This is a genomic window from Peribacillus sp. FSL M8-0224 (genome assembly GCF_038003055.1).
Taxonomy (GTDB): Bacteria; Bacillota; Bacilli; order Bacillales; family DSM-1321; genus Peribacillus; species Peribacillus frigoritolerans.
On the sequence record NZ_JBBOOJ010000001.1, the window covers coordinates 1,476,654 to 1,494,770 of the forward strand.

Consider the following 18,117-nt stretch of genomic DNA (forward strand, 5'->3'; position numbering starts at 1 on the left):
ACAGGTGCTTTAGCTGAAGATCGGGGCTGACTTTATGCAGCTCTTTCTTTATTTAACTAAAGGTTCAGGTTAGCACAACCTGAACCCAAAATATTATTGAAGCGTATTTAGATTTTGTGCCCTTAAAAAGCTTACAACTAGCTCTCCAATTTGTCTGCCTAAACTTAAACCTTCCGTATTATCCACATTAAAATGTACCCCAGCGTACAAACGAGATTGAGCACTTTCTTCCATTATTTTTATTAATTCTGAAGACTCTTGAGGGAAGAAATAACTTAATACTGTCTCTGCACAGCCTGCAACTGTTGCGTGTGCAGAAGGGTAAGCTGGAAAACGAGGGGTAAACAGCACAGTAGACAGATTTCTGCCATATTGATTTGGACGTGCAACATCCCAATGATATTTTAAAAACCACGTGACAACAAAGGTATCATTCATAGCCGCGTGGAAATAACTCTGAACCCTTGCAACACTCGGTGACCCCAGCATATATTTTTCAGCTAAATTGAAAATTAGAGTGGTAATTTTCGCCGTTAATTCACCTGTTCCCCAATATTGTGCGATGCGTATTTGCTGGGAAGTCAATGACTTTAATGTCTCTTCTACAATGAATAACTCTGTTTCCCAATCAATATCAAGTGGATTTTTAACTCGCCAAATGATTCGTTGATGAAAGGGGTCCAGGAAATCATTGTCTCTTCCCCTTGAAATAAAAAACATTGGCCAATTTCCTGCCTCTGGAGAACCTTTAGGTGGGAGACTTTCCCCTGGGTAAGGAAACTCTGTCCATCTTCTATAACTTGTTCTCATAAAGACCACCCCCTAATTAATGTTCTCCTTGTTCCTTATGATTAAGTGTAATGAAGTATGACCATATAACTTTTTGATTCCTTATCAGAGGAGAAAGAGTTATACACTTAGATTAAGATGTGTTTTACTTCAATTCCCTGGATGCTGAGGCAGAATTTTCATCTATCGGGGCGGTTAGTTGAAGAAGGAATGTATATTTAACTTCTAGAATATACATATTTAGGTGTTGTGAAGGTAGGAGCTTAAATGGATAAGGGCAGTATTTTCGCTCTGCTCGGCTCCAATTAGGAGGCAAGACAACAGTTGTCAAAGAAGATTACTTACGGAAAAGATAAAACCGAGAATAAACGTCCGATGAACATATGGCTCTATCAAAAGCGATTTTGTAGAGCAATTGGGCTGATAAAAAGGTCAAGAGAGGGAACCCAAATGAAAAAGATAAGCAACAACGGCTTCTGCGAAGCATGACTGCGTAGACTGCGTGAGGTGCTGGCACGGCATGTCGAGTCCGGAAAAATCCCTGGACTCGTCGCCCTGGTCAGCCGGTACGGTGAGACGTTATCATGTCGAAGTGATAGGTACGATGCGCCATGACGGTGGTGCGCCGATGCGCCGGGACACGATCTTTTGGATTGCCTCGACGTCCAAGCCAGTCACGATGGCAGCGGGCGATAGTCTTGCTCGACGAGTGCAGGCTGAGGCTGGATGACCCAGTAGATCAGTGGCTGCCCGACCGCCCGCCCGCGGAAAGCGAGTGCCCTACGTTCCAATCAACGTCCAAATTGTACAAGCCATAAAAATAGACAAACTCGATTGTCATCGAGTTTGTCTACAGTCTGGGAAGACCACAATAAGTGGTCTTCCTTTTGTTTCCCTAGCCCGAACTTATTTGGTGAAAGAATTGATATTTATCTGATGGGGACAATTTGTGATAGTGAGCTCGTTATAAGAACAGCAGCTATTATCTCACTGGAAATTTCCAACTTTTTCATAACCGGTTCCGCGATTTTTTAATGCTTATGAAAACAAAAAGAAGAGGCAAATATATAACAATGAAGCATACGCTGTACGGATTGATTATTTTATTTAATATATATAAGGAATCGATATCATAAAAAAATATATTCACAAGTAGTATGATTATGGACATTCCCCATAACGGATATTTTTGCTGGACATTGAATAAGCGCTTGACCCCCCTGCTGGCAGCCCACAAAGGAATGACCATATTGGGTATGATAACGATGGTCCACCAAGAAACAGTTATGTATTCGAACCGTTGAATAAAGGGCAACTCAATAATACTGGTCAATGTTAGTGTTGGCCATAGAGTAAGGGTTAAATGTTTCTGTGAATAAAAGACTATCGATACAAAATAAAGTAATAAGCTCAATAACGTAGTGAGCACAACTCCTCCGTGAGCATACTTTTGCGATGTTTCAGCACTTTTGATGAACGGATAATACATCAGTATCATTTCAAATCCAAGCATGGATAATGAAAAACTTTTAGTTCCTTCCATTATTTCGACTAAATTATGATGGAAAATAGGAAGAAAACCGGTGAAATCAGAGTATTTAAAACCATAAAAAGGTACAAATAAAAGCCAGTATGAAACTATTACAGTTAAGAAGGCAATACCCGTAATGGTTCGGAATCCTCCTGTATTTATATAGTAAATCAAAATAAGGAAAACCAAAGCAAATGCCCAAGAAGGTACCTCTTCAAACATCCAAACATGAATGACATTTATATAGCCAATTATGATTGTCATTCCAAGGATAAAAAAGTAAAGAATAAATAAAAGACTGAAGAAATTACCAATCCATTTACCGAATGCATGATTATTAGTGGAGATTATATCACCAGGAACAATCCTAAATATCTTATAGATTAACCAAATTAATATATGAACAATCAATCCAGCTAGGAGTATGGATAACCAGCCATCGGTTCCCGTCGCTTTAGCCAACTCTCTTTGAAAACTCAATACGCCTAATCCAGTTTGCATGGAATGCATTAAAAAAAACACATAAAATGGCGATACCTTATATTTTTCATTGACACCAGCTTGATTCATGTAGGACCCTCATTTGTATCACTCATATATTAATAATCTGGCTTTTATAAGTGAAATCTATTCAAAAAGATCGATTAAATTATGGATGGAATTTTTGTATAATCCTTGTCGGTAAGTTGAAAGCTTCAGTGACATTTAATGAAAAGTGGTTGTGTAAGGCATTAGGCAAGGAACAGAAACATGTGGACGGCAGGGGTATGGCTTACAATGTGTTCAAGCGTGAGCGGACAAAAAAGGAGAGAACCGAGATGGCCTTTTCCGAAAGATAGAAAGTCTTATTCTGGAACAACAGCGGGGTATAATAGATGAGTGATAAAAAGAAATATTAAGCAATAGTGATCTTAATACTTTTCCGGACACGGCTAATAAAAAGGTTGACGATGAACGTTTAGAGGAACTATTGTCCTTTGATAATAACATGACAAACTGTTTGTTAATTTCTTGATGGATGGAAAAAAATATACAGAAGGGAACAAAACTAATGAAATACGAATGGAGAAAACAAGAGAAGAATTTATATATCCCAAAACAAAAACCTGAACTTGTATCAATTCCAGAACAGAAATTTTTTTTGATAAAGGGAAAAGGAAATCCAAATGAGAACGAATTCGCTGAAAAGATAGGTGTTCTTTATTCATTGGCTTATGCGGTCAGAATGATGCCGAAGCAAGGATGCACTCCAGCTGGATATTTTGAATATACCGTATATCCATTAGAAGGAATTTGGGATTTAACGGAAGAGGGTAAGAAACTAGATACATTAAATAAAGATGAATTATTATATACAATCATGATTAGACAACCAGATTTTGTAACAAAGGAAATAGTGGACAGAGCATTTGAACATGTTGAAAAAAAGAAACCACATCCATTTCTAAATAATGTAAGGTTCGGTACATTTCAAGATGGTTTATCTGTCCAAATGCTTCATGTTGGTCCATATGATGATGAACCTCAAAGTTTTAAAGTAATGAATGAATTCATAAAAAATAATAATCTGGAAAAAACGTCATTACAACATAGAGAAATATATCTTTCAGATTTTAGGAAAGTTGAACCTTCAAAATTAAAAACAGTTTTGAGATATAAGGTTAAGCCGATAGAATAGCATGAACTCTTAGCAGTTAACATGCATTCATTATTTAATGTAGCAAAGATTGAAGGAGTTTACATAGATAAAAGGTGCATTATACCATAGGATGCAATTAGGTAGTACTTATAAAGTTTTCCATAATACGGTTTTATGGTATGGCTCATAGTTTATATGAGGTGTAAAAGAGGACCTAACACCACCCTCATTTTACCTATTGAAAACCATCTATTCTTTTGGGTGTTTTTTTTTGCAGGGAATTGGTCCCTTTTGTCAAATTAGTTAAACAAAGGGGATGAGAGAATGAATGATGATGAGAAAATCAGTATTTTATTGTCCAATATGACAAACGAATTAGTGTCGAGTAGAGTAAGGGTTAGAACCATAGTGGAATTACTGGAAGAAAAAGGTTTAATAACCCGTGAAGAGTACGAAAACAGGTTTAAAAAAGTTTTTGAACGAGATGCAATTTCGTATAGAAATGATTTACTGAAAGAAGTCAAAATTGATGAATAAAAGGAGGAGGCATCCAATAATTTGGGTGCTTTTTTATGACGTTGAGAACGATGAACCATGATAAGAAAAGAAAACGGTTAAGAAGCCAGTGAAACTAAGTCGTGGAATCTAGAAGACCTAATGAATATGAAAGCTTTTACATATAAGGATTTTACAATACGAGATTTAAGCCTAATGTGAAAAAAGAAAGAGCGTTAATCCTTATTTGATCAACACTCCTGTTAGTGCAGTAGCATTCATGTTATTTTTTTAGATTTGATTTCATTAATAATGAAATCTGTTGCTCATCCGTATTCGAATTCGTTTCAGTTGATCAACGATTAACTTTTGTCTTTACAATGGATGATTTTTACATAACTTAGCTTTCCCTTCTATTTAGTTGATTTTTATTTTGAATCCATATTCATGACTGTCGGTCTCTTTCATCTATTGGAATTCGGTTGTTCTAAATGCAGTTAGCTTTTCCCTGATACAGCTACTTTTTTTGTTACGGGAGCATTTTTGCCTAATATGACAGAAAAGACAACAATCACTGCTGTTACAAAAGTGAAAGATGTGATGGATTCATCTAGAAATACTGTTGCAAATAGAATCATCAAAAATGGTTGTAAGTATTGAATCTGACTAACCCTTGCTATTCCGCCCATAGCCATTCCGCTATACCAAGCAACATATGCTAGAAATTGACTAACCACTGCGAGATAAATTAAGCTAACCCAAGCTTGGATAGGGGCATGGAGCATTTCAGTTGTAAGGTTTAGTCCAACTGGAATAATGAAAAATGGAGCACCGATCATTATTGCCCAAGCAATCACTTGCCAGCTGCCTAATTCTTTCGCTAATTTCCCCCCTTCTGCGTAACTAAGTCCAAGTATGATCACAGCTGCCAGTAAAGCTAAATCGGCTAATTGCAATTGGCCGAATCCAAGATGAAGTGCATACATAATGACAGCTAAAGAGCCGATTATACTTGAAACCCAGAATTTGATTGAAGGGATTTCACCTGCTCTAAACATGGCAAATCCAGCTGTTGCTAACGGTAACAGTGCTACTTCCACAGCTCCATGAGAAACAGGCAAGGATTCCATTGCCCAAGAAGTGAGGAGAGGAAATCCTAAAACTGCACCAACAGCAACAATAAGTAGACTTTTGAATTGATTTGGAGAAGGCAGTTTTTCCTTTCGAACGATCAATACCACCGCTACTAAAATAGCAGCAACAACCGTTCTTCCTAAACCGACGACCGTAGTCCCAAAATACTCTACAGAAATACTTGTAGCGGGGAGCGTTAAGCTAAAACAAATGACGCCTGCTAATCCCAACAATAATCCTAATTTCTCCCTGGTTACTCCCTGCATCTTACCCAACCCCAATCTTTATATTTTGTATCACATCTGTACCATTGTTTATTTATCATAAAAAACAGTTGCTATAATTAACATACTATGAGTACATACAATAAAAATAAACCCATTTTTTACCCATCTGACCTGGTACAGTTTAAGGAGGATTAAGTGATGAACACAAAATATATTAAGATAATGGAAGAAATTAAGCTTCGACTAGCAGGTGGTTCGCTAAATGCAGGAAGTAAACTTCCTTCTGTTCGTCAGTTATCTGAGTATTTTTCATGTAGCAAGAATACGGTCATTAAAGCATACGACGAACTTGAAAAAGAGCATTTAATTTATTCTGTTCCTAAAAGCGGCTACTATGTTGTGAATGATTATCCAAAAGAGGCGGAAGAAAATGGGGTGATTGATTTTTTGTCTGCCGGTCCAGATAAAAATGTTATGCCCTATGTAGAATTTCAACATTGTATGAATCAAGCAATTGACCATTATAAAGAAGAGCTTTTTATATACTCTGATCAACAAGGGCTTTACCCACTGCGAGTACAGTTGGTTAAATATTTACAAAATTTACAGGTTTTCACCCAACCAGAAAGATTAGTCGTTGTCTCTGGCTCGCAGCAAGCCCTCCATTTATTAGTTTCTATGCCATTTCCAAATGGGAAAAACAATATTCTAATTGAACAGCCTACTTATTTTGGATTCATCGAGTCCATCAATCTGCATCAAGCCACTACTTTTGGGATCGAATTATCAATGGAAGGAATAGACCTTGATCGACTGGAATACATTTTTCGAAATAATGATATAAAATTTTTCTATATTATCCCGAGATTTCACAATCCACTTGGACATAGTTACACGAATGGCGAAAAGAAAAAAATCGTTGAGTTAGCTGAAAAATACGATGTATACATAGTGGAGGATGATATTTTAGGAGACCTTGATCCAAATCCAAAATCCGATCCTTTATTTTCTTTTGATCCTTCTGGGAGAGTGATTTATATCAAAAGCCTTTCGAAAATTTTTCTCCCAGGGTTAAGGATTGGGACTGTCGTTCTTCCTGCATTAATGATGAACAACTTTTTACGGTATAAATTCAGTTCGGATTTTAATAGTTCAGCACTCTCTCAAGGTGCGCTAGAAATCTATTTAAAAAGCGGTATGTTTAATAGTCATCTCAAAAAAGTAAAAGAGGTATACCGAACTAAAATGCAAATCCTTCAAGAAGCATGTGAATTAATGCTGCCGGCTAATACTTCTTTTTCTAAACCGAATTCCGGCTTCTATCTTTCCATCAGTTTGCCCGAGCATGTGAAAGCAAAACAGGTGGTTCATATGCTAAACGAGCAGCATATATATGTTGATGATGCCTCCAGAATGTTTTTAGCAGAATATAAAAAGGAAAATCTCGTTCGTTTATGCATCTCTCAAGTGAACGAGAGTCAAATTAAACTAGGGGTAGAGCGATTGGCTCACTGTATTGCTTTACTTGACAGTAGAAAAAAACATAGTACTCCCAATAACTTTTTACTCATTTAGAAAGTGTCGGGTTTTTCCGGTCACAACCTAAATAATCTTAACTTGTCGCTCACTTAATTCCTTCCTATAAAGTTATTAAAAAAAGAACTGCTTGTTTATAAAGGTAGGTTCTGATATGATTGTTTGATAAATTTTTTAAGGGGTTAAGAGAGGGTGAGTCAATTGACTAAAAACCTTAGGCAATTGAAAAATGTTTCGGTGTTCCAAACGCTTCTAACTTAGAAAAATAATTTAGAAGCGAGGAATAATTATATGAAAAATCAAAGAATCTTTAATAAATCATTTCTTTTTTTATTTATAAGCAACTTTTTAGTTTTTATTGGGTTTGAAATGATGCTTCCTATTTTGCCTGCTTATTTGTTAAGCATGAATGCATCTTCCATTCAAGTTGGTCTAGTAACATCATTATTTACGATAGGTGCTGTTTTAATCAGACCTTTTGTAGGTTACTATTTAATGGATAGCCAGAGGAAAAGTCTGGCCATTTGTGCAAGTGCAGCTTTAATGGTCATTACAATTCTATATCCGTTTCTTAATATGATATGGCTTCTTCTATTGTTAAGGCTTTTCCATGGTGCAGCTTGGGGGGGATCAACCACAGCTAACAGTACAATGGTAGTGGATTTTATTCCTAAGACACGCTTAGGAGAAGGAATAGGGTATTTTTCTATATCCACAACGGTCGGGGCTATCGTTGCACCGAGTATAGGTATCCTTATCTATGACTCTTTTTCCTTCGATATTTTGATATGGTCATCAGCAGTATTGAGCTTATTGGCAGTACTTGCGCTTCAATTTGTCTATTCACCTACTATTGTAAAGCGTGAGAAGAAGCCATTTCGCTTTTGGGATATGATTTTTGAAAAAGACGTATGGTTCCAAGCGTTACTTACGGTTATTACAACACTAGGTTTTGGGGCTATTATCACATTTTTGGTTCTTTTTGGGAAGCAAAGGGAAGTAGATCATATTTTTCTATTCTTCCTTATCAATGCAATTGTCTCAACTTTACTACGTCCGTTTACCGGAAAATGGTATGACAAAAAAGGACCTTGGTCTATTATCATTATGGCAGCTGTGTTAGGATTCTTTTCACTTGTTATCCTGTCATATATGACAAATGAATCTCAACTCATCGTTGCGGCGATTTTATTTGGCGCAGGTTATGGCACGGTTATGCCATGTTTACAAACATGGACTGTTCAAAGGGTATGTGAAGAAAAAAGAGGAGCAGCCAACGCTACCTTTTTTTCCAGTTTTGACTTTGGTGTTGGAGTTAGCGCGTTTGTATTAGGTATTTTAGCAGAATGGATCAGTTTAGAGATGATCTTCAGGATTGTTAGTCTAAGTTTTATTGTTGTTGCTGTGTTGGTCTATAAGGATTATATAAATGAAAAGATAATGCATAATAAATCGATTTAAAACAAATCCACCTCTATTTTAATAGAGGTGGATTTGTTTGCTGGTTCTTTTTTATTTGGCCGATTTTATAGTAATTTTCTTGCCAGTAGAAGCGCTTTGTTTCACGAATGGAAACTTCAAAGCTCCTATCAAATTTCCCAGGTGCGAAGTTTGAGTTATAATAGTAAAAAACATCCGTCTTCTATAGGATGGATGCTTCTTGATTGAATTACATATAAAGGATTGGTGAATAAGAATGGCAATAGTTGATGTAACGGTAATTCCTGTGGGGACACAAACTCCAAGTGTTAGCAGCTATGTAGCGGATATTCAAAGGGTATTAAAGCAATATGAAGATAAGGGAGAAATTCGTTTTCAATTGACACCCATGAATACAATCATTGAAGGCGACCTGCCTAAGTTGTTTGAAGTGATCCAAGCGATGCACGAATTACCTTTTGAAAAAGGTCTTGCTAGAGTTTGTACGAATATCCGAATCGATGACCGTCGTGATAAAGAACGCAGGATGGAAGACAAAGTAGAGCGAGTGAAGGGCATGCTTGAGGAATAACAGGCTTTGTAAATAACAGTGGGTAGATAATGCTGTTTTCGGAGATATATTGCTGTTTTTCGGAGATATATCCTGAATTTCGTCGATATATTGTAGTTTTTCGGAGATATAATGCTGTTCTTTCATAGTTATATCCCGAGTTTCGATAATGATTTTTAATTAATGTCAATGTATTAATAGCTTTAAAGCCTTGGTATTACTGATTTATCAGTTCCCAAGGCTTTTTTATTTTTTATTTCATACATTTCCATTTTTATCTTGCTGAGTAGATTAGGTAATGATAGATATAAACCGTTATCTGGATAATTTATAAACGTTCGCCATAAAGTTCTTTTTCTTCATTTGGATGAAAAAGAGTGAATCCTTTTGAACAAAACACAAACCTTCTATCTATCTCGAATCCAGCCTTATTCAAAACTTCAACTGTCCCCTGTGAACCAGTGCCAGCATACCCGCAACTACAACCAGAAAGGTGTAGCTCATTTCCTTTTTTGTCTATAAGGATGAGATCGCTATCGAGAAAAATATTATCTTTATGAATCTCTTTAGTAATTTTAGCAATTTTAAAACGATCAAAATGATCCTTGACTGCTTCGAATAATGCAATACTTTTATTGGTAATACCGCGGTCTTCACCGTAATCTTTTATGACGAAAACTTCCCGCTCATATGATTTCTTATATAGATGGTACTTTTGGTAAGTGACTTCATTAATTTTACAAATAAGCGGCCTAATATTATCCAGTTTTTGATTAAACATTGCACCCCTCCTAAATAGTTAGTTTATTAAGTTTATTAGGAGAAAAAGAGATTAGTACTAAGAACCTGATAAGAGGGAAATTTTTTTCATTTTTGATTCTCGTTTGTTTAATTAATAGGGTGAAACGTGATACCTATAAGGCATGAATGAAGCTGTCAGGAAGAAGTGAAAGTGTGAAGTCAAATTAAAAAAAGTACCAAAATAGGTGCTTCCTAGTTATATATCTTCTTAAAATAATGGACAAACATAATATTCATGACAATTTCGACTATAGCATGAATACTTACATCGATAATATTAGTTTCCTCAAGTGAATGATAAGGAGCAAATAAGACAATGTAAATTGAGCCAATGATAGTTAAAGTATGGTCCATAAGCTGTTACGTAAAAACAGTGGAATCAGTAAGCCAAAAAAGGGCAAGAAGAAATCTAATTCTTTCCTCACTCTCTTTTTATAAATACCGACTAAAAGATAGATTGAAAATCATTTTGATAATAAAAAATAAAATTAGATCAATAACATCATATCCAGTCATAGATGAAGGGGTATAAACTCCTGGCAGTGAAAACTCTGTAAGAGCAACTAGTACCCACTAAGTTATCCGATATCTTTTATTTTGTTTGCCAGTTATTATTCCTGCCTGTAACGCCTTGACAAGTTTGTTAATATTCCATCTGGAGAACCCATTCAGTTCGTAAAGGATTTTAGATTGGTGGAATGAAAGACTTTCATATCGACCTTTTGATGTGGAGTCGTCACAAAATTACAGCAAAAGAAATATGTTTTTTAGAAGCTTGGTATGCCCGAGGCTAACAGAAAGCAGTCCTTATTAAATAGTAAAGACAAGATGCAGAAGAATATGACAACCCCCCTTTGACATAACATTTAGAAAAAGATAAGGGTGTGACCATTCTGAGTATGAAGAAAAACGACCAAATCGTTATTTATATAATAAAAGGTTCAACAATTAAAAGGTTTTTAATCCTAGATCTAATTATTGGATCAGGAATTTTTTATGTGGTCAAATTCATTTCTTCAAGCATTTTAATAGCGAGTGCGAGCAGTTTTGTTGGAACGGAAGGAATTAAAAAGGCACCGAAAGTACTAAAAAGTGCAATTGGATTAATATCCTAAGGGCATCTGGATCAATGGGATCGGCCAAACTGGATTTAAACAGGATGGTGTGTAGGATGAAATGGGCAGTAATGAACGTATACATCTATAATGATTCATATTAATTAGGAGGGAATCATGACAAAACCTCAAAAAGTGAGACCCTATTTAACTACGCGTAGTTTGCTGCCGGAAAATCAGGAGACACCCATTCAATTCATCAATAATGATAGTGTGGAAAACCAATTATTTTTTAGAAGGAACCATTTTACTTATCCGACACTTTCTTATTCAAACTATTGGCTTCCTATAAATGGGTTGGTATCAGCTCCATTACTGCTGTCCATGCAAGACATTCTTCGATTTCCATCCAAAACTGTTGAGGTTGTCCTTGAATGCTCAGGAGACAAGCGTAATCTCTTCGAACCTAAAACATTTGGAGAACAATGGGAAAAGGGGGCCATTAGTCAAGGGAAGTGGAAGGTGTACCATTACGGACGTTACTTGAAATATCTGGAATAGGAGAAGGGGCGAAAGAAGTTGTCGTGGAGGGGTATGATTATGGCCTTAGGACCGATCTGGATGAGGTTTACACCTACACGAGGAGTTTGCCTATCGAGAAGGCGCTGCATCAGGATACAATCATTGCATATGAGTATAATAACCAGCCAATTCCCTTTAAACATGGTTATCCATTGAGATTAATCGTTCCGCAGTGGTATGCAATGGCATCTGTTAAGTGGATAAAGCAGATAAGTGTTATTAATACTACTTTTACTGGACCTTTTCAAACCATAGATTATATGTATTATCCAAATAAAGACAATGATCAAAATGCATTTCCGGTCACTGCAATAAATATCAATTCGACTATCCAAAAACCGCTCGATATGGAAAAAATTAATATGGGTGTGCATTTAATCAAAGGGATTGCTTGGACAGGAAAAGGAGTTATTACCAAGGTGGAAATTAGTATGGATGATGGCTATACATGGAGTAGCGCCGATATATTACCTGGTAAGAATGTTGGTTATGGATGGGTTAGTTGGTCATTCGAATGGAATATATCAGAAAAAGGTGAGTACACGATTAAATCCAGAGCAACAGATTCATTTGGTCAAATTCAACCTAATTTACCTTTTTGGAATAAGAAAGGTTATGGATATAATGCCATTGATAAAATTAAGGTTAAGGTAGAATGACTTAAATTTTATTTCAGGAAATGAAAACGGCTGAAAAAACTTTTGGATTTAGCCAAATAACGGTTTTGTGATATAGAGAAAAAAAGAACTGAATAAGGAGATGACACCCTATTTAGATGATAAGTTGAGATGAGTGGCTGGAGGCAACATTCAAATTGTACAAACGGATATTCTAATTCACTTGAACAGTCTAATACTAAAGACAACGCAATCTTCTCAAGTAACTATGACCAATTAATTGACTGGCTTCCTAAATATAATAATGGATTTCTACTCCTAAGTTTCTGAAAGGTAACTTTTTTATTTCACAGTTTGTGTCAACTCAACTATATGTTATAGAACTAACGGGTGCGTGGGACTTGATCCCGTGAACTAAACTGTCCGCCCCTTACTTGTAGAAACATGTTTGAGGCTGGTTGGGACGCAAATCTCGAATAACAAGCGGAGCTATGACACTACATGGAGGACTAGGGGTACTGGTTAGTAAGTAGAGGAGGAAAAAACAATGAATCCAGTTGTTGGTCTGGATGTGGCAAAAGGAGAGAACCAAGTTCAGGCATTTTTAAATCAATCTAAACCGTATGGGAAGAGCTTTTCAATGAAGCATATCAAAGAGGCGTTAGATCATTTTTTAGAATTTCTAAAAGAAATTGAAGAGGTGACAGGGCAAATGCCTATGGTCATTTTAGAATCTACAGGGCATTACCATTCTCCTGTTATTCAATACCTGGAGGAACAAGGGTTTCCATATATCTTACTAAATCCGATTAATTCTTATCAGGCAAAGAAGTCCAGCTTACGGAAGGTGAAAACGGACGCTATCGATGCGTACCAGTTGTGTGTGCTGTATTACAAAGAGGATTTAGAACCTCATAAAATTAGAGGAATTCAGCTATTAGACCTTCGGAATTTGTCCAGACAACGGGAAATCGTAACGAATATGTATGTGGAAGCTAAACTTCAGTTTCACACGATTTTAGATCAAGTGTTTCCTGAATACCGAAAGGTTTTTTGGGATCTATATTCAAGGGTTTCTTTATTGAAATTAAAGGAATATCCCACTTCAGAGGCGGTATTAGCAGCCGGGGAAAGTAAACTAGCACAGAGTGTTATAGAGTTCTGTCCTAGCAGATCGGGTCAATGGGCATGGGAAAAAGCAAAAAAAATAATGGACTCCGCGTCTCGAAATCCATTTCAAATAAACGTGTATCAAAGTCACGTAATCAATATTAGTATGTATATTGAGTTGCTTTTTCATTACCAGGGACACCTCTCTGAGTTGGAAGATCGTATAGTGGCCCTGGCAAATGAACTGGAAGAATATAAGATCATCCAATCGATTCCCGGTATCGGAGAAAAAATCGCAGCCACGATTATCTCTGAAATTGGTGAAATCGATCGGTTTAATCACCCGAAAAAACTAGTTGCCTTCGCTGGAGTAGATCCAAGTGTTCACTCATCGGGTAAGTTTACGGCAACCATTAATCGTATTACTAAAAGAGGTTCGAGCAGACTACGTCATTCTCTGTATCTTGCCGTACTATGTGGCATAAGAAGTTCAAGGAACAAAAAGCTTAAAGCCTTCCATGATAAGAAAAAATCAGAAGGAAAACCGGCCAAAGTGTCAATCGTTGCCTGTATGAATAAGTTGCTTCATTGGATTTACGCTTTATTAAAGAGAAAAGAAGCATTCCTAGATTTAGCCTGATTAACGATTTTGTGAAACAGAGAAAAATCCTTCCAAAAGGGTTTTGGAGGGTTATTTGTCATGAACAAAAATAGTATACCATAAGGGAATTGAAAATTTTAGAGAAAGATATTGACATCCTATTAGCTGGTTTAGATTAAGTAGGTATGGCTGCTTCGTCAGACTTTTGATAATTGCCTCCAGAAACAGCTGAAGGCATGGTGAATTCCAATCTATCTGCTCTCTTATGGTCAGCAAAGAAGGCGAGTGTGAGCTTGGTTTTACAGACATTTGGGTAGTTCCATAGAAGAAGGAAAAAGCTTATGTGAGTTTATCCATATACAAAAACGGGGATATGTTACTAAACGATAAAGAGGAGGAGACATTTTATGAAACTCGAAGTTTTGTGTAACGTAGAGAATTGTACGTACTGGGCCGAGGGGAATCAATGTGTTGCCGACTCCATTTATGTCGTGGGCCTTGATAACAATGACGCTGACAATGTTGAGGAAACGGCATGTAAAACCTTTGAACATCGCAAACAATAATGGAATACAGAATGGGCCGGACGGCTGATGCCGCCCGGTTTTTTATTTCGAGAAATAGGATCAGTCCCCTTTATTTAGCTCGACTATGAAAGAGGGATATACCTTGAAAATCAATTTAAAAACTTTATTAATTTAATGAACAAAATAATTTTATTAAAGCAAGTATTTATATATATTTGATGGATAAGTATTAGCGGGATATAATGTTGAACGTTTGGTCGTAATGATAATGTTTTAGTCTAGGCAATCAATAGTCATTCCAACTGTTAAAAAGGAAGGGCAGATACCTAAAAATTATCTGCTCTTTTTTAATTTATCCTCTATTTGAACTAACATGTGAACAAATGAATTACACTATAGGATGCGTTAGCGCCATAAGAGGGTTGCCAAATGGTGGCCTTAGGATGAAAAAAGTGAGAATAGCTGATTAAATCGGTCTTATAATAGGTGAATAAAGAATATAATTAGACTTCAGATAGGGGTGAAAATAAAAATGAAACCAGATGAAACAGAAGAGTTTATTTTACTAAATCAGATTGTTGTAACGGAAGAGTTTTTAAATTCCAATCCGAGTGTCGAAAAAACACAACAAGTTTTAAATCATGCTAAACGGACAGGCTGCTTAGATGAACCCATTATGATAAATAGGGATACAAAGATCCTTAGGGACGGTTACAGACGCTATATTGCAGCCCAAAAGGTGGGGATGGAATTAGTCCCCATTGTTTATGAAAAATAAGCTTTTACATAAACAAAAATAGAAAAATGGAAGAAAACAATCTGTCTAATAGATATATTATTGGAACTACTTTGATAAATATTTGAATATTCCGAAAATTGGTGGTATAATAGAAAAAAGGTCAAGGAGTTGGTTTCCTATGGAAAAGAATTTGGCTAATACACCACCACAACCTGAAATAAACGTTAAGGATTCTGAATTTGCTGAAATGGTGTTAAACAAAGCCCTTCTTAATTTCCGAAAAGAGCAAATCCGAAAAGAGATTGACCAGTCATTACAGGATCAAAACAAAGAAGAATTCCTACGATTAACAGAGGAATTGAAAAACATTTCTTAATATGTTGTTTATAAAATGAACTAATCATATTTGTAACTTTAAGAAGTACGCCAAAACGCCAACCCATATCTATGGATTGGCGTTTATGATTTTTATCGATTAAGCACGATATTATAAATAAGTTATTATTTGTTCCAAAACTCGTCCTTTTTTGAACACATCACTGTTCGATTTGAAAAGGACGTTTTTTATTGCCTTCTCCTTCAGCTTCCAATTCAATAGCAATATTATGAAGGTCCCTAACAGAACGGGCCAAGCGGTCAATTTTAGTAACGACTAATTTATCACCTTTTCTTAATGCTTTTCTTGCATTGTCTAAATCCTGGCGATCTGTTTTCTTTCCACTTTCTTTTTCCATATATATTCTATTAATTGTTCAATTTGGCTTTCAAGCGACTGTCCAACTGTCGATACCCTTGCATATCCAACTTTCATTTGCTCATACCCTTTTTTTGCCTAAAGTTATATCTTCTATACTTTTAATTACAGACTATCTTTTAGACATAAACAAGAACAAAAAGAGGAATATGTAAACTTTTGTGCGCGTGTTTTAAGTGATAATTTGCACATCCAACTTTTAACCCCAGCTACCTTCATATGAAGTTTAGCTGGGGTTCTTCATTAATTATGTCCAATCACTAAGCTATTCCGTGCAGCCTATACTACTTCGGTGGTAATGGATGTAAGGTGATTGATTTCGAGGATATGTTCAATTTGAGAAATAGACGGTAAAGTTACCGTTTATGACTTTCATGATGGTTGTGAGCGCCTCGTAATCGGAAAAGCCCTCTCGTTTAATGGAGATACCTAATTCACCCCATTTATATTCTAAAATATGGTGCATCTCGTCTTTAATGAGTTTCTGAAATTCATGAGCAAAACCAATGCGGGAGTAATGCTGGGGATATTTTTTTCAATCCCTGGCATCCCGATGAATATCATAGCTAAGTCATGTTGATCATAGATGTCACGAAGTTGCTCTAAGTGTTGCAGTATCAGTCGATCGATTTCATCCACTATAATTAAGTGAATCCCTTCAAAAGCAAAATGACCTACCGAAGGCTTATTTGGCAGATCTTTCTTTAGTGGTATGAACGATTGTTTTGTAAAAATGGCTCTACTTTAAGTACTCATTGGTGTTAGCTTGATGGGTATGTGTTGTCACTTTAGGCGTTATTTTGCACCTGTTTTAAGCGCTATTTTACATTTTAAGTCTGATAAAAAAGATATCTCCACTCGAAAATAGCCTAGGTATACTGACAATAAAATTGTTTAAGAATATGAGCCGATACTAAAGCACTTATTTAGTGTCGGCTTTCGCTGTTTAAGATAAAATTAGTGTAAGGAGATTCCGTTATCGAATATTTAAGACTTGGGCAAAAAATGAAGGAACGACAATTAGGGAGGGATAAAATCTGGTGGAAATTTTACAACAAGTTATTCAGCAGTTTCGACTGAATGTTTTATCAATTAACAGTGTTCCAGAGTCGTATAGCTCAACTGTCTATAAATTAATTTTAAACAATCAACAACAAGTGTTTGTTAAAATCCCCTATTCAAAGACTAAGTTAATGCGAGAATACGAATTTCTTCTAATACTCCAAGATAAGTTAAATACGCCCAGAGTACTAGATTTTTGGGAAGGAAATGATGTGATACCTGGAGCATTGTTATTAGAGGCAATAGATGGAGAAATATCTACAAAGATAATCGATAAAGCATTAGCCTATGAGATAGGCGTAAGTCACGCAAAGCTGCATTCCATACCTGCAACGTTCTTTAAAAAAAGTAAAACTATTGAAAGATATCAGCCAGAAGAATGGAGAGCATTCATTCAACAAAAATTTGAGTACTTTTCAGAGTATGCAAAGGCGATTTTATCAAAAGGTTTATTTGATAAGAGTATCCACTATTTCGAAAAACATTTTTATTCTTTACCAGCTCCAGATGGTCCTTTTTTAATACATATGGATTTTAGACCCGGAAATATTTTAGTAAAGGATAATAACGTGAAAGGAATTATTGATTTCGAAAGTGCACGTTTAGGCTCAACAGAAAATGATTTCACAAAAATTAATCGTGATATTTGGTGTAAACATCTAAATACAAAAGAACCATACATACAAGGCTATAATTCGATTCGTCCTATGATTAATCTGCAAAAAATCCTGCCGTTCTATACTTTTTATGATGCATTTTGTTCTGTTGGTTGGAGTGAGATACGAGGGGCAGAAAAGCATCAAGAATTCATCAAAGAAAACCTAGAGATTTTAAAAAAGGTATTATAAAAGTTATATAATTGGAGGCTTCCTTGAAGATTCGTCTCTCAAAATAAAATGGCAACTTTCATTAAATCTGAAGGCTGCCA

General features: G+C 36.0%; 16 protein-coding genes and 3 pseudogenes. 13 read left to right on the top strand and 6 right to left on the bottom strand.

Features of this window, described 5'->3' with window-relative positions; translation table 11 throughout:
* Window positions 1-93: 93 nt before the first annotated feature.
* Complete coding sequence (locus tag MKX49_RS07185) at window positions 94-810, bottom strand: vanadium-dependent haloperoxidase (protein ID WP_340875841.1); 717 nt, start codon at window positions 808-810, stop codon at window positions 94-96.
* Window positions 811-1,278: 468 nt separating this feature from the next.
* On the opposite strand from MKX49_RS07185, the pseudogene MKX49_RS07190 reads away from it, so the two are divergent.
* A pseudogene (locus MKX49_RS07190) lies at window positions 1,279-1,544 on the top strand (serine hydrolase domain-containing protein); the annotation flags it as partial.
* Window positions 1,545-1,798: 254 nt separating this feature from the next.
* Here the strand turns inward: MKX49_RS07190 and MKX49_RS07195 are convergent.
* Window positions 1,799-2,890 carry a GerAB/ArcD/ProY family transporter gene (locus MKX49_RS07195; protein ID WP_323599301.1) on the bottom strand — a complete coding sequence of 364 codons (1,092 nt, stop codon included), beginning with the start codon at window positions 2,888-2,890 and terminating at the stop codon, window positions 1,799-1,801.
* 481 nt (window positions 2,891-3,371) lie between these two features.
* On the opposite strand from MKX49_RS07195, the gene MKX49_RS07200 reads away from it, so the two are divergent.
* Both MKX49_RS07200 and MKX49_RS07205 read left to right on the top strand, forming a co-directional pair.
* The gene (locus MKX49_RS07200; protein WP_340875843.1) at window positions 3,372-3,998 is read left to right on the top strand and encodes a GyrI-like domain-containing protein; all 627 of its coding nucleotides are present in this window, start codon (window positions 3,372-3,374) and stop codon (window positions 3,996-3,998) included.
* Window positions 3,999-4,283: 285 nt separating this feature from the next.
* The gene (locus MKX49_RS07205) at window positions 4,284-4,496 is read left to right on the top strand and encodes a hypothetical protein (protein ID WP_098865036.1); all 213 of its coding nucleotides are present in this window, start codon (window positions 4,284-4,286) and stop codon (window positions 4,494-4,496) included.
* 455 nt (window positions 4,497-4,951) lie between these two features.
* On the opposite strand, the gene MKX49_RS07210 is transcribed toward MKX49_RS07205, so the two are convergent.
* Complete coding sequence (locus MKX49_RS07210; protein WP_340875844.1) at window positions 4,952-5,854, bottom strand: DMT family transporter; 903 nt, start codon at window positions 5,852-5,854, stop codon at window positions 4,952-4,954.
* A 159-nt stretch (window positions 5,855-6,013) separates the two neighbouring features.
* On the opposite strand from MKX49_RS07210, the gene MKX49_RS07215 reads away from it, so the two are divergent.
* The 3 genes from MKX49_RS07215 to MKX49_RS07225 all read left to right on the top strand — a co-directional run bounded on the left by MKX49_RS07215 (window position 6,014) and on the right by MKX49_RS07225 (window position 9,362).
* Complete coding sequence (locus tag MKX49_RS07215) at window positions 6,014-7,390, top strand: aminotransferase-like domain-containing protein (protein ID WP_340875845.1); 1,377 nt, start codon at window positions 6,014-6,016, stop codon at window positions 7,388-7,390.
* A gap of 252 nt (window positions 7,391-7,642) precedes the next feature.
* Entirely contained in the window at window positions 7,643-8,812 is a 1,170-nt protein-coding gene (locus MKX49_RS07220; protein ID WP_340875846.1) for an MFS transporter, read from the top strand.
* Window positions 8,813-9,047: 235 nt separating this feature from the next.
* Window positions 9,048-9,362, top strand: coding sequence for an MTH1187 family thiamine-binding protein (locus tag MKX49_RS07225; protein WP_340875847.1), 315 nt, complete (start codon window positions 9,048-9,050; stop codon window positions 9,360-9,362).
* A 307-nt stretch (window positions 9,363-9,669) separates the two neighbouring features.
* Here the strand turns inward: MKX49_RS07225 and MKX49_RS07230 are convergent, their stop codons facing one another.
* Window positions 9,670-10,122, bottom strand: coding sequence for a hypothetical protein (locus MKX49_RS07230; protein ID WP_340875848.1), 453 nt, complete (start codon window positions 10,120-10,122; stop codon window positions 9,670-9,672).
* 1,252 nt (window positions 10,123-11,374) lie between these two features.
* Here MKX49_RS07230 and MKX49_RS07240 point away from each other — a divergent pair.
* The 6 genes and pseudogenes from MKX49_RS07240 to MKX49_RS07265 form a co-directional block, all read left to right on the top strand.
* Window positions 11,375-11,958, top strand: a pseudogene (locus MKX49_RS07240) (molybdopterin-dependent oxidoreductase); the annotation flags it as partial.
* 183 nt (window positions 11,959-12,141) lie between these two features.
* The gene (locus MKX49_RS07245) at window positions 12,142-12,438 is read left to right on the top strand and encodes a hypothetical protein (RefSeq protein WP_340878490.1); all 297 of its coding nucleotides are present in this window, start codon (window positions 12,142-12,144) and stop codon (window positions 12,436-12,438) included.
* Between the two features lie 505 nt (window positions 12,439-12,943).
* Window positions 12,944-14,146 carry an IS110 family transposase gene (locus tag MKX49_RS07250; protein WP_340875849.1) on the top strand — a complete coding sequence of 401 codons (1,203 nt, stop codon included), beginning with the start codon at window positions 12,944-12,946 and terminating at the stop codon, window positions 14,144-14,146.
* Between the two features lie 368 nt (window positions 14,147-14,514).
* On the top strand, window positions 14,515-14,673 hold the full coding sequence (locus MKX49_RS07255; protein ID WP_065421195.1) for a DUF1540 domain-containing protein: 159 nt from the start codon (window positions 14,515-14,517) through the stop codon (window positions 14,671-14,673).
* A 493-nt stretch (window positions 14,674-15,166) separates the two neighbouring features.
* Complete coding sequence (locus MKX49_RS07260; RefSeq protein WP_323599289.1) at window positions 15,167-15,412, top strand: hypothetical protein; 246 nt, start codon at window positions 15,167-15,169, stop codon at window positions 15,410-15,412.
* Between the two features lie 139 nt (window positions 15,413-15,551).
* Window positions 15,552-15,749, top strand: a complete 198-nt coding sequence (locus tag MKX49_RS07265; RefSeq protein ID WP_048687036.1) for an IDEAL domain-containing protein — start codon at window positions 15,552-15,554, stop codon at window positions 15,747-15,749.
* A 160-nt stretch (window positions 15,750-15,909) separates the two neighbouring features.
* On the opposite strand, the gene MKX49_RS07270 is transcribed toward MKX49_RS07265, so the two are convergent.
* The gene (locus MKX49_RS07270) at window positions 15,910-16,107 is read right to left on the bottom strand and encodes a recombinase family protein (protein WP_255294711.1); all 198 of its coding nucleotides are present in this window, start codon (window positions 16,105-16,107) and stop codon (window positions 15,910-15,912) included.
* Window positions 16,108-16,406: 299 nt separating this feature from the next.
* Window positions 16,407-16,790 (bottom strand): annotated as a pseudogene (locus MKX49_RS07275) (AAA family ATPase); the annotation flags it as partial.
* 377 nt (window positions 16,791-17,167) lie between these two features.
* Between MKX49_RS07275 and MKX49_RS07280 the strand changes: the two are divergent.
* Window positions 17,168-18,037, top strand: a complete 870-nt coding sequence (locus tag MKX49_RS07280; protein ID WP_340875850.1) for a phosphotransferase family protein — start codon at window positions 17,168-17,170, stop codon at window positions 18,035-18,037.
* Window positions 18,038-18,117: the final 80 nt, after the last annotated feature.

What these genes read in the sequence shown, in the direction of transcription:
- MKX49_RS07185 (WP_340875841.1), bottom strand. Translation starts at nt 810, where the DNA reads ATGAGAACAAGTTATAGAAGATGGACAGAGTTTCCTTACCCAGGGGAA.
- MKX49_RS07195 (WP_323599301.1), bottom strand. Translation starts at nt 2,890, where the DNA reads ATGAATCAAGCTGGTGTCAATGAAAAATATAAGGTATCGCCATTTTAT.
- MKX49_RS07200 (WP_340875843.1), top strand. Translation starts at nt 3,372, where the DNA reads ATGAAATACGAATGGAGAAAACAAGAGAAGAATTTATATATCCCAAAA.
- MKX49_RS07205 (WP_098865036.1), top strand. Translation starts at nt 4,284, where the DNA reads ATGAATGATGATGAGAAAATCAGTATTTTATTGTCCAATATGACAAAC.
- MKX49_RS07210 (WP_340875844.1), bottom strand. Translation starts at nt 5,854, where the DNA reads ATGCAGGGAGTAACCAGGGAGAAATTAGGATTATTGTTGGGATTAGCA.
- MKX49_RS07215 (WP_340875845.1), top strand. Translation starts at nt 6,014, where the DNA reads ATGAACACAAAATATATTAAGATAATGGAAGAAATTAAGCTTCGACTA.
- MKX49_RS07220 (WP_340875846.1), top strand. Translation starts at nt 7,643, where the DNA reads ATGAAAAATCAAAGAATCTTTAATAAATCATTTCTTTTTTTATTTATA.
- MKX49_RS07225 (WP_340875847.1), top strand. Translation starts at nt 9,048, where the DNA reads ATGGCAATAGTTGATGTAACGGTAATTCCTGTGGGGACACAAACTCCA.
- MKX49_RS07230 (WP_340875848.1), bottom strand. Translation starts at nt 10,122, where the DNA reads ATGTTTAATCAAAAACTGGATAATATTAGGCCGCTTATTTGTAAAATT.
- MKX49_RS07245 (WP_340878490.1), top strand. Translation starts at nt 12,142, where the DNA reads ATGGGTGTGCATTTAATCAAAGGGATTGCTTGGACAGGAAAAGGAGTT.
- MKX49_RS07250 (WP_340875849.1), top strand. Translation starts at nt 12,944, where the DNA reads ATGAATCCAGTTGTTGGTCTGGATGTGGCAAAAGGAGAGAACCAAGTT.
- MKX49_RS07255 (WP_065421195.1), top strand. Translation starts at nt 14,515, where the DNA reads ATGAAACTCGAAGTTTTGTGTAACGTAGAGAATTGTACGTACTGGGCC.
- MKX49_RS07260 (WP_323599289.1), top strand. Translation starts at nt 15,167, where the DNA reads ATGAAACCAGATGAAACAGAAGAGTTTATTTTACTAAATCAGATTGTT.
- MKX49_RS07265 (WP_048687036.1), top strand. Translation starts at nt 15,552, where the DNA reads ATGGAAAAGAATTTGGCTAATACACCACCACAACCTGAAATAAACGTT.
- MKX49_RS07270 (WP_255294711.1), bottom strand. Translation starts at nt 16,107, where the DNA reads ATGGAAAAAGAAAGTGGAAAGAAAACAGATCGCCAGGATTTAGACAAT.